The organism is Zwartia lucis (assembly GCF_965234455.1).
GTDB classification, from domain to species: Bacteria; Pseudomonadota; Gammaproteobacteria; order Burkholderiales; family Burkholderiaceae_B; genus Zwartia; species Zwartia lucis.
Map to the genome: position 1 here is coordinate 73,037 of NZ_OZ248478.1, position 10,965 is coordinate 84,001.

A 10,965-nucleotide genomic window follows, 5' to 3' on the forward strand; every position below is an offset into this window, starting at 1 on the left:
CTATGCCTATCGTTCGTCTGAAAGAAAACGAGCCCTTCGAAGCCGCACTGCGTCGCTTCAAGCGCACAATCGAAAAAACTGGTCTGTTGACAGAGTTGCGCGCCCGCGAGTTCTATGAAAAACCCACTGCCGAGCGCAAGCGTAAGCAGGCTGCCGCCGTTAAGCGCCATTACAAGCGCATTCGCAGCCAGCAATTGCCACCGCGCATGTACTAATCCACGGCGCACATGTTGCGCCGTTCACGTATGGTCTGAGCGTTGATCCCAGATTCCTTTATCCAGGATCTTCTTGCCCGAGTCGATGTCTCCGATGTCGTCGGCCGATATGTGCAGTTAAAGAAAGGGGGCATCAACCTGCTTGGGTTATGTCCCTTTCATAACGAAAAATCTCCTTCTTTTACAGTGAGCCCCACAAAGCAGTTTTATCATTGCTTTGGCTGTGGAGCGCATGGTAGCGCCATTACCTTTCTGATCGAGCATACTGGGGCGAGTTTTCCGGAGGCGGTTAAAACACTCGCCAGTGCCGTTGGCATGAGTGTCCCCGAGGAAAATCGTTCTCCTGGTCAAAAGGCTGCGAGTTCGCGCCGCCGTGAAGAAATTTCCCAACATACCCAAGTGTTGGACCTCGCTCAAAAACACTACTTGTCCCAATTGCGTGAAAGTCCTGCGGCGATTCGCTATCTCAAGGAGCGAGGCCTCACCGGACTGATCGCCAAGGAGTTTGGCCTAGGCTGGGCAAGTGCGGATCGCCAGGCGCTATCCAAGGTTTTTCCCCGTTATGACGATGCAATCCTCGTTGAGTCAGGGTTGGTGATCGCGTCTGAAGATGGTCGCCGCTATGATCGTTTTCGGGAGCGCATTATGTTCCCGATTCGAAATGCCAAGGGCGAAATCGTTGGCTTTGGCGGTCGTATTATTGGTAAGGGTGAGCCCAAGTACCTAAACTCGCCCGAAACACCTGTTTTTTCCAAAGGCAACGAGCTTTACGGTTTGTTTGAGGCGCGAGGCGCGATTCGCACGGAGGGCTGTGTGATTGTGGTTGAAGGCTACATGGATGTGGTGGGCTTAGCTCAGCTCGGGGTCAAAAATGCGGTGGCGACCCTCGGTACAGCGACGACACCGATCCATATTCAAAAATTGCTCCGTGCAAGTGACAAGATTATTTTTAGTTTTGATGGTGATGGAGCGGGCCGCCGCGCCGCTTGGAGAGCGTTACAGGCCTCTTTGCCGCTCCTTCGTGATGATATTTCTATCCGGTTTTTGTTTTTGCCAACCGAGCATGATCCAGATAGTTATATCCGGAAATTTGGCGAGGAAGCCTTTCGAGCGTGCTTGAACGAATCTGATGCGCTTTCTACTTTTTTTCTAAATGAGTTGTCTGCGCGTCACTCAACTCAGGAGCTTGAGGGGCGTTCGGCCCTTGTGCATGAAGCCAAGCCATTGTTGGCCCAAATTCCTGCGATTGCACTCAAGGTCCAACTGCAGAACGAGTTGGCGCGCTTGGTTCAATTTACGCCTGAGGAGTTGAGTCAGTTAATGGCCCAGGACGCTCCGCACAGGATGGCGGGCTTGCCCGAGCCTGGTCGTGCAGCACCTCTTGGGCGCTCTACAGGCGAGGAACTCAGATCTCCTGCAGAGTCATATTATGAAGAGGGGGCATCCCCTAGAGACGATTTATCTGAGGGAGGTGGCCGACATAAGCGCACAGCGCGCAGTAGCGTTGTGGCTGGTGCCTCTAGGCGCGCTGTCGCCCCCCTTGCGCGCCGTTTATTACGCTTGTTGCTGACCCATCCTGAGTTAGTCGATCAAATGGGGGAGCAGCAGGTTGAAATCTTGGCTCGGGGGCCTCATTTGGATATGGTCAGAGATCTTATTGTTCTGATTCAAGCCTCGGGCGCCCGTCATGTTGGTGCTTTGATCCAAGCGGCTGACCCCGGGGCAGATCTTGGCATTTTGCTTGTTTCGGTCGCCGAGGACCTCATGTCTCAGGAATCCTTGCCTAACCCTCAGTCCGAATGGGAGGATGCTGTTCGGCGCATCGAGTTGGACAGTTTAAAAGCCGAGCAACAGGTGTTGATTGGGCAGGGATTAAATAATTTAGCTGCTCAGCAAAAATATCAGGAACTTTCTCAGAGTATCACCCGTCTAATGAGGGTGATTGAATCAAGTAAGTCTACCTGATTCAGTTAAAATCAATGGTTTACGCAGCTCAAGCGTGTGTTTGAATCAAGCACGGATTGGGCAGGCTCGTGCTTAAAGCACTTCTAAATATAAGAGCGATCATGACTCAACTCCTTGGCAAGAAAAAAACAATGGCTGCTGCAAAGCCTAAACCTAAAGCTGCAACCAAGCCCATCGCCAAGTCAGCTAAACCTTCGAGTAAAACACCTTCAAAGCCTGTGCCTAAGTCGGTCACTAAGCCGGCAACTAAGCCGGCAACTAAGCCGGCAACTAAACCAGCAACTAAATCGGTCGCTAAGCCGGTGCCCAAGCAGGCGGCTAAGCCCGCTTCAAAAGCTTCTTCTAAGCCAGTGGCTAAACCAAGCGTCAAGCCTGTCTTAAAGCCAAGCGCCAAGCCCCCAGTCAAGTCCATCGCGGCTCGACCCGTTCCATCCAAATCCGCAGCAAAAACTGCAGTTCAATCAGTCAAGGATTCAATGAAGTCGGCTTCAAAAAGTAAACCCGTAGCATCCGAAAAAGCAACCGCAGCCAAGAGCAGCGCAAAACCGTCAGCTAAGCCTGCAAGTAAATCTGCCGCAAAAGTTGTGGCAAAACCTGCAGCCAAGACGAGTGCGAAAGTAGCTGAAAAATCAGACAAGTCTGACAAAAAGGCGCCGATTAAAGTGGCAACAAAGCCCGCAGCTGCCAAGGTGGCGGCCCCTGCGGCCAAGCCTGTTCCAGTCAAAGCCGCGCCTCCTGCGCCTGTCTCATCCAAAGCGCCTGGGAAGGTCGATGTGTCCAAGCCAGCCCCTCCTAAAGACGATGGTGATGGCCCGCCAAAGAAAGCCAGTGGTCGTCCGCCCGGAGGTACGGGTCGTCGTCCCGGACGCCCCTCTAAAAATCCGAATAACAATGATGCGGATTTTGGTGATTCGGGTGATGGCGAACACGAAGTTGAAGTTGTGCCTGATTTCAAACCCGTCAAGCGCGGTAAGCGCGGCAAGGGTGAAGCAAAAGATTTGATCGCGCGTGGTCCCGTGACGCCCGAGGAATACGAGGCGCGACGTAATCGCTTGAAGTCTCTTATTAAACTCGGCAAAGATCGCGGTTACTTGACGTATGGTGAGATTAACGACCATTTGCCCGATGATCTCGTAGATGCTGAGGCCATTGATGGCATCATCAGTACGTTTAGCGACATGGGCATTGCGGTCTATGACCAGGCCCCGGATGCTGAAACTTTACTGCTGGGCGAAAACGCACCGGTTGCGACCTCTGATGATGATGTCGAGGACGAGGCTGAGGCCGCTCTAACAACTGTTGACTCAGACTTTGGTCGCACAACGGATCCAGTGCGCATGTATATGCGTGAGATGGGGACCGTTGAGTTGCTGACACGCGAAGGCGAAATCGAAATCGCCAAGCGGATTGAAGAAGGTCTGAAACACATGGTCATGGCCATTTCGGCTTGCCCAACAACGATCAACGAAATCCTGAATCATGTTCAGCGCGTGCGCGATGGTCAGGCTCAAATCGATGAGGTTGTCGATGGTCTGGTCGATCCCGATGATGGCGCCGAGTATGCGGGTGCGGGCGTGTCTGATGAAGCGGATGAAGACGGTCCCGCAGGCGGCATGAGCAGCAAACAGCTCGAAGATCTTCGTGTCAAAGGTTTGGCTAAGTTTGAAATCGTCGGTGTTGAGTTCGCTAAAATGCGCGCCGCCTACGAGGTAGACGGTTATCGCTCTGCCTCCTATATGCTTGCGCAAGAGACGATTCAAAATGAGTTGATGGGCATTCGCTTTACCGCCAAGATGGTTGAGCGCTTGGCCGACACGCTGCGTGCGCAGGTCGAAGAAGTTCGTAAAATTGAGCGTCAGGTCTTGCATACATGCGTGGAGCGTGCCGGTATGCCGCGCACACACTTTATCAAAGTGTTTCCAGGTAATGAAACCAATCTGGAGTGGGTGCTGGGTGAGGTGGAGGTGGTCTCTGATTACGCCCATACCCTCAAGCGTCATGTTCCAGCTGTGCAGGAGCTTCAGCAAAAGTTGATTGATTTGCAAGTGCGCGTCGTGTTGCCGCTTAAAGATCTCAAAGACGTCAACAAAAAGATGGCGACTGGCGAAGCGAAGGCTCGCAAGGCCAAGCGCGAGATGACCGAGGCGAACTTGCGCTTGGTGATCTCGATCGCCAAGAAATACACCAATCGTGGCCTTCAGTTTCTGGATCTGATCCAAGAAGGTAATATCGGTTTGATGAAGGCGGTCGACAAGTTCGAGTACCGTCGAGGCTATAAGTTTTCAACCTATGCGACTTGGTGGATCCGCCAAGCCATTACGCGTTCGATTGCTGACCAAGCCCGCACGATCCGTATTCCTGTGCACATGATTGAAACGATTAACAAGATGAATCGCATCAGTCGTCAGATCTTGCAGGAAACGGGTGCCGAGCCTGATCCCGCGACGCTGGCCTCAAAGATGGATATGCCAGAGGACAAGATTCGCAAAATCCTCAAAATCGCAAAAGAACCCATTTCGATGGAAACGCCGATTGGGGACGATGACGATTCGCATTTGGGTGACTTTATCGAAGACATGGCAACACTGGCCCCTGCAGACGCTGCGCTGCATGGCTCAATGCGCGATGTGGTCAAAGAAGTCCTGGACTCGTTGACGCCTCGAGAGGCTAAAGTGCTGCGTATGCGTTTCGGTATCGAGATGAGCACAGACCAGACGCTTGAGGAGGTGGGCAAACAGTTTGACGTGACGCGAGAGCGGATTCGTCAAATAGAAGCTAAGGCGCTGCGCAAGTTGCGCCATCCAAGCCGCTCGGACAAGCTCAAGAGCTTTCTCGAAGGACAGTAATGCAAATCCAAGTCTTGGTTGTCCATCCAAGCCCGATTGTGCAGTCTGCCCTAGACGGTCTAGTGCGACAAGACACCTCCTATCACGTCGTCAAGACGTTTGGTAGGGGGGATGAGTTAGCCCTTTTTTTAACCACCACAACGGATCGTTTCGATGTGGTGTTGTTGAATGTTGAGCATGAGAAGCCTTCTTTGTTGTTGCGCATTGCTGCGATGAGTGATGCCAAGGTTTTGTTGCTCGCGCTCGAGCGTGAGCCTTCAAATGTAGAGGACTGGCTCAAAGAGGGTGCGCGTGGGTTGGTCAATGCGCAGGCGGACAGTGCAGAGCTGCTTAAGGCTATTTCCACTGTGTATGCGGGGGAGTTTTGGTTTAACCGACAGATTACCTCTCGTATTTTTAGCAGTCTGGATCAGACCAAGGCGCTATCGGATGAGCAAAAGCGGATTGCTGCACTGACGGCCAAGGAAAAGCTCGTGGTGAAAGCCGTCTTGGACGGAGGCGGAAAAACATTGCGCGACACCGCTAAGGATCTAGAGATCAGCGAAAACACGGTTCGCAATCATTTGCGTTCAATCTATAGCAAGCTTGACCTGGCCAACAGGCTGGAGCTCTTTGTCTTTGCGCAACAACATTTCAGTAGATAGAGGCAAAAGATCTGCTTTTAGCTACGGGATATAATTCATCCGCTAAAAGTTATGCCAGTCATGCCCCCCTAGCTCATGCTTGGTTAGAGCAGCGGACTCATAATCCGTTGGTGCCGTGTTCGACTCACGGGGGGGGCACCAGTATTAAAGCGGCTCACAGCGATGTGGGGCGTTTTTATTTGCTCCGCAAAATGTTATATCGAGAATGCTATATTGACTTCATATTTCAACCGAGCTTTTTTATATTTGCTTCCGCTTAAATGAAAAAATTACTCCTACTGCTCTCTTTATTAATAACGACATCTTTTTCAGCAATTCATGCTGCAGAAATTAAAGTCGCAGCCGTTGAATTTAATCCGGCCGAGCAGAATCTTCAGGGGAATATTGACGGAATAGTGGCTAAAGTAATTATTGCCTCTCAGAGTGGCGCTCAGTTGATCGTTTTGCCAGAGGTTGCTGTAACGGGTTGGATAATCGCTAGCACAAAAGACTCGGACACTATTCCAGGAAAAGCGACTGCTGCCATGGAAGAGATAACGAAAAAATATAATAACTATGTTGTGTTGGCCTATATGAAAATGATCCTATAACTGGTTTGACGCACAATGCAGCCGCATTGATTGGGCCAAAAGGCTATATTGGTAAGTATCGAAAAAATCAAATTCCTGAGGGCGATTTTAATACTGCCGCACCAGGTAATTTAGGTTTCCCAGTGTTTGATACTGATATTGGTAGAATAGGCATCCTCATTTGTTTTGATGACAGTCGTTTACAGTCTTTATTGATACCAAGCCTGCGAGGTATAGATATTTTGGCGATGCCGATTGGTTCGGACACTACGCCTAAGTTTGAAAAAATGAGCAATGGCAACCATTCAACGATTGCAAACATAGCCACCTTATCACCATGGATTGGAATCAATACGGTTGCAACGAATCAAGCGGGTTTAGTGAAGATCCCAAAGCTTAATTTTGTTGATCAGTTTACCGGCGGATCATCCATATGGAGCGCCAACGGCAAACAACTTGCTAGCTCCAAGGCGGGTACATGGACTAAGCCTGAAGAACCAACAATCATTTATGCCACGATAAATACTAGTGAAAAAAGTGCGCAAAAAGAATTTTGGTTGAAACAACGTCGCCCAGAACTTTACGGCATCTATAACTTATACAAAGCACCTGTTGATCCCGATGCCAATAGTAAGCAAAATCAAATCGCAGCTCTTTTATTGCAATATGAACCAATGAATGGCGATGTAGATGCCAACGCCAAAAAAGTAGATAGCTTAATCAAGAGCAATCCCAATGGATTCAATCTCGCAGTGTTGCCGTTCAATTCATTTCTGGGCAAGGTCACTTTAGATAAAAATAATATTGCTAAGTATGCTGAGACTCTTGATGGTAAGAGTGCCACCCTAGCATCTACACTTGCTAAAAATTACAATACCTATCTTTTATTTTCAATGCCTGAAGTCAAGGATGGTAAGTACTATGAAACCGCAATCCTTTTTGATTTCAATGGAAAGCAAGCAGGCATTTATCGTAAGTCTCATCTGAACGATAGCGAACGGCAGTGGGCAACAGCGGGTGATGATTTGCCAGTATTTAGCACCAATGATTTGGGTAGGTTAGTCGTCATGCTAAATGATGAAGTGCGTATTCCTGAGCTCACTGAAGTCTATCCCTTAAATCGAGCGGATCTCATTTTGATTCCAGCAATGTATGACGGGAAAAGCTATGGTGGGGAAGTTAATATCCCTAAAGGCTTGGTGCCTAACGCCAGTAACCGCGGCATGTACATGTGGTACGACATCGCTAAATATTCTCAGGCTTACACATTGGTAGCGAACTATTTACCAAAAGAAACCAATGGTTTCAATGCGAGTGCCTTGTACTCATTAGTGCCAGAGGATGGTTACTATCCACCAAATATCGCTCCCAATAAAGAGGCAGCCTATCAGGTCTCACTTACAACACATGTACAAAACAATCTATGGATTGACCAGCAAAAGTTAGCTGTTGGTAGACGCTACGACCTTGCAGCACCTTTAACGCTAGATCCCCAAGGAGCGTGTCTTAAAGAATGGCAAACAGACTCCACCAATAGAGAACTATGCCCTAAACTAACTAGCGGAAAATAAATTTAGGGCTCCTGCCTCCATAATCTGTTGGTGCCGTGTTCGACTCACTGGAGGGACACCAGCATTGAAGCGGCTCAATGATGTGAGCCGTTTTATTTAAGCTGCAATTTTAAGTTGCTTCGTAAAACATAAAATAGCGGTTACCAGTGACTGTCCAAATATGACTTCGGATTGATCCAAATTAGATCCTCGAGGCGCAGTGTGTGGATAACCCTTGCATATATTAATCGATCTGCAGTAAAGCTTAGTGTACTAGGCCGATATTCAACAGCAGGCATCATCAAATCTACAATATAATTGATTAATTTAAGGATTAAATGATCTATGGACCATGCTAAATAAATGTCTAAAATTTTACAAAAAGAATTGAAGACTGATATACAAATCATTTATCAAAATACAGTGTGTTGTATAGAATATTTTTCCATATCTAGGCTAATTAATAATCGGCTAGCATATGTTTTTTCCTCTGGAGGAAATCGGAATCTAAGTGGAAATCATTTTGGTGGAAATTTCCTGATAGAAAATGGTTTTGATGTTGTTTCTTTTAAAGTAAATAATGATGACTGGTTTCAAAATATTCCTGAATATATTTTTAAAGAAATAGAGAAGTTAGTTGCCACTAAAAATTATTGCGAACGTGTGGCTCTCGGCGCGTCAATGGGCGGTTATGCAGCAATTGCTTTTTCAAGTCGTCTCTTTACAGATAAGGTTTTAGCTTACTCTCCACAATATAGAATAGACTGTCATTTTGATGATAGATGGCTTGAGAACGCTAAAAAAGTTACATGGATGTATCGCATAGATGAGCACTCAATCAGAAACGAATGTAACTATTATATTTTTTATGATCCTAAGAATAAAGATGCAGTACATTTCGAGTATCTAAAAGATTTGATCCCACCTGATCGACTTTTTTCTACTTGCATTCCATACGGCGGACATTGTATTTCTATTTATCTTAATGAGATTAATCTCCTTAAGAGAGTGACATTGGAAAGCTTTAATAATATTTGGTTTAAAGCGAGAGAATTACTAAAATACAGACGAAAGTCCTCAATATATTTGTCAAATATATATAAAGAGTTAGTTTATCGTAAAAAAAGTAGGCTTGCCTAGAGCCGGTCTGGCCAAACTAGACAGCCCGATAAGTGATAAAAAGTCATTGGTCTTTTTGGCGCGGAGCGCTCAGGAGAGTAATGACGAACCAGAAGGAATCATACGGCCGATTTCAAGGCCAAGGTAGTGTTAGCAGCGTATTGCTGAAATTTGTTTACACAGTGCTTACATGAACCCAGAAAACAAAAACGCTAACCTGGGGAGGTTGGCATCATCCATTGATTTTTATAATTTTTATGGTGGCCTAGGGCGGAATCGAACTAGAGTCGAGAATACCTGACTCTAGCTCAATAGAAGTAATTACTCAGCCTTTACCTTGCGGCCATCAATGCTAATTGAACCAGCGCCCGATGAGGCCAATACCAACAACCTTCCAGTTGCCGCAATAGCAATGCGGCCTAGAAGGTTTAATAAATTTTCAAAGTTTTTTATATCTTAATTTGTTAAAAATTAATCTTGAGCTCTTAGAGCTTGTTATGACTACCGTCGCAAAACGCTCCATTAGCACTATGTTTACAGCCGCACAGATAGACGGTTTCAGTCTTTTCAGCAGTAAACGCAACAGGCGTAAATTTGGTGGATTTATGACTGCCATCGCAAAACGGCTGATTCTTGCTTAGGCCGCAAGAGCACCAGTAATAAGACTGGCCAGCAGTTATTTCTATTACGTAAGGTGCTTTTTGGGCAATATGTGGATTCATTGTGTTTCCTTTAGCTAATAAAAATAGATTTAAGGGTTTTGAGTGATTTCTCAATTTCTTTCATTTGATTTTTTGACAGCTTCTGGAATGCGAGCTCAAGATGCCGAAGATGCACCGGAAAAGCCTTTTCAAAAATCTTTTGTCCCTTGGCTGTCAACTTGAGCAAATGACTACGAGCATCAACAGGGTTTTCTAGGGTCGCGATAAAACCTTTCTGAACCATACGCTCAACAATGCCAGTAAGAGAGCTCTTAGAAATCAAGGTTTTTTCTCCCAACAGCTTATAGGTCATTGGCGGCTGATTGGCTAGTGTGGCAATCACATCAAACTGGACGGGTAGTAGACCTAGCCCCCGAATGTGGGTGGAAGAGTAGCCCTCGAATTCTTGATAGGCTCGCGCGAGTTCTTTAACGATAGGTATAAAGTTCATATGCATACTAATATAGTCCATATATTAACTATCGTCAAACGCCTTAATAAATTTGTCCATTTAAAGGACAGTTCACGCATCTGAGGACCCAGTCTATAGCCAGAGTGGCGCAACCCTGATTGACGGATAGAATCTATGCGAAGAGACAAGTTAGGCTAACAGCATGGTAGGGAAGCGATTAAGTACTAGAAATAAAAATAGCCCAACAAATGGGCTATTGAGATTCTTGGTGGCCTAGGGCGAAATCGACCAAGGCCTGCGGATGTTAGATCCTAGTCGCTCAAGATTTACTCATAGTGATAGCGGCAAGCAATAATGACTAGCTGTTCTTTTTCAATCGCGTAGACCAAGCGATTAACATCGTCTATACGCCTTGAACATAAACCAGACAGATTTTCTTTCAGTGCTTCAGGTTTACCAATGCCCTCTTCAGGCGAGCGCATGGTCTCTTTAATCAACAGATTGATGCGTTTGAGCGTTTTCTTATCCTGCCCTTGCCAATAAAGATAATCAGACCAAGCGGCATTGGTCCATACGAGCTTACTTAGCATCTACCAAAGCCTTTGGCTTAACTTGCCCCTTACGGTATTGGGCTAATGATTTCTCCAGATGTTTTACGTTAGCGGGAGATTTCATTAAGTGGAATGTTTCCATCATGCTGTTGTAGGTATCTAGAGACATGACAACTGCGTCCTCGGCATCTCTACGAGAAATAATTGCTACGTCGCAATCCGCCACGACTTGATCAATGACCTGTTTGAATTGGTTTCTTGCGTCAGAAAAATTAATAACTCGCATGATTGACTCTGAGTTGTCCAGTAAGTTGTACAAGTATACGTAGAATGAGTTTTTCGTGCAAGCAGTTCTAATCATCGCCAGAAACATCCAGTTACAAGCCCACAAAA

Annotated in this window: 12 protein-coding genes, 1 tRNA gene and 1 pseudogene; 8 read left to right on the forward strand and 6 right to left on the reverse strand. The window is 46.8% G+C overall.

The features are described 5' to 3' along the window. Nucleotides 1–2: 2 nt before the first annotated feature. The gene (gene rpsU, locus AC8GE9_RS17690) at nucleotides 3–215 is read left to right on the forward strand and encodes a 30S ribosomal protein S21 (RefSeq protein WP_028817338.1); all 213 of its coding nucleotides are present in this window, start codon (nucleotides 3–5) and stop codon (nucleotides 213–215) included. A 42-nt stretch (nucleotides 216–257) separates the two neighbouring features. Then, nucleotides 258–2,180, forward strand: coding sequence for a DNA primase (gene dnaG / locus AC8GE9_RS17695; RefSeq protein ID WP_506678500.1), 1,923 nt, complete (start codon nucleotides 258–260; stop codon nucleotides 2,178–2,180). A 106-nt stretch (nucleotides 2,181–2,286) separates the two neighbouring features. Here the strand turns inward: dnaG and AC8GE9_RS17700 are convergent, their stop codons facing one another. Both AC8GE9_RS17700 and AC8GE9_RS17705 read right to left on the reverse strand, forming a co-directional pair. Beyond that, a complete protein-coding gene (locus AC8GE9_RS17700) occupies nucleotides 2,287–2,592 on the reverse strand; it encodes a hypothetical protein (protein ID WP_506678501.1) in 306 nt (101 codons plus the stop codon). 45 nt (nucleotides 2,593–2,637) lie between these two features. Continuing rightward, nucleotides 2,638–2,961, reverse strand: coding sequence for a hypothetical protein (locus AC8GE9_RS17705; protein ID WP_506678514.1), 324 nt, complete (start codon nucleotides 2,959–2,961; stop codon nucleotides 2,638–2,640). On the opposite strand from AC8GE9_RS17705, the gene rpoD reads away from it, so the two are divergent. From rpoD to AC8GE9_RS17735, 6 genes and pseudogenes are all read left to right on the forward strand, one after another. After that, nucleotides 2,870–5,026, forward strand: a complete 2,157-nt coding sequence (rpoD, locus tag AC8GE9_RS17710; RefSeq protein WP_506678511.1) for an RNA polymerase sigma factor RpoD — start codon at nucleotides 2,870–2,872, stop codon at nucleotides 5,024–5,026. The genes AC8GE9_RS17705 and rpoD overlap by 92 nt on opposite strands. Then, a complete protein-coding gene (locus AC8GE9_RS17715; RefSeq protein WP_506678502.1) occupies nucleotides 5,026–5,670 on the forward strand; it encodes a LuxR C-terminal-related transcriptional regulator in 645 nt (214 codons plus the stop codon). The genes rpoD and AC8GE9_RS17715 overlap by 1 nt, the downstream gene beginning before the upstream one ends. A 62-nt stretch (nucleotides 5,671–5,732) precedes the next feature. Continuing rightward, nucleotides 5,733–5,811: transfer RNA gene (locus tag AC8GE9_RS17720), tRNA-Ile, on the forward strand. 119 nt (nucleotides 5,812–5,930) lie between these two features. Continuing rightward, nucleotides 5,931–6,709 (forward strand): annotated as a pseudogene (locus AC8GE9_RS17725) (carbon-nitrogen hydrolase family protein); the annotation flags it as partial. A gap of 189 nt (nucleotides 6,710–6,898) precedes the next feature. Next, nucleotides 6,899–7,810 carry a carbon-nitrogen hydrolase family protein gene (locus tag AC8GE9_RS17730; RefSeq protein WP_506678513.1) on the forward strand — a complete coding sequence of 304 codons (912 nt, stop codon included), beginning with the start codon at nucleotides 6,899–6,901 and terminating at the stop codon, nucleotides 7,808–7,810. A gap of 342 nt (nucleotides 7,811–8,152) precedes the next feature. Beyond that, entirely contained in the window at nucleotides 8,153–8,929 is a 777-nt protein-coding gene (locus tag AC8GE9_RS17735) for a hypothetical protein (protein WP_506678503.1), read from the forward strand. A gap of 464 nt (nucleotides 8,930–9,393) precedes the next feature. Here the strand turns inward: AC8GE9_RS17735 and AC8GE9_RS17740 are convergent, their stop codons facing one another. From AC8GE9_RS17740 to AC8GE9_RS17755, 4 genes are all read right to left on the reverse strand, one after another. Continuing rightward, nucleotides 9,394–9,630 (reverse strand): CDGSH iron-sulfur domain-containing protein, encoded by a 237-nt coding sequence (locus AC8GE9_RS17740; RefSeq protein ID WP_506678504.1) that lies wholly within the window; start codon nucleotides 9,628–9,630, stop codon nucleotides 9,394–9,396. A 10-nt stretch (nucleotides 9,631–9,640) separates the two neighbouring features. After that, nucleotides 9,641–10,066 (reverse strand): MarR family winged helix-turn-helix transcriptional regulator, encoded by a 426-nt coding sequence (locus AC8GE9_RS17745; protein WP_506678505.1) that lies wholly within the window; start codon nucleotides 10,064–10,066, stop codon nucleotides 9,641–9,643. Between the two features lie 281 nt (nucleotides 10,067–10,347). After that, on the reverse strand, nucleotides 10,348–10,611 hold the full coding sequence (locus AC8GE9_RS17750) for a Txe/YoeB family addiction module toxin (protein ID WP_506678506.1): 264 nt from the start codon (nucleotides 10,609–10,611) through the stop codon (nucleotides 10,348–10,350). Next, nucleotides 10,601–10,965: type II toxin-antitoxin system Phd/YefM family antitoxin (locus AC8GE9_RS17755; RefSeq protein ID WP_506678507.1), on the reverse strand; the 365-nt coding region annotated here is incomplete at its 5' end. The genes AC8GE9_RS17755 and AC8GE9_RS17750, both read right to left, overlap by 11 nt.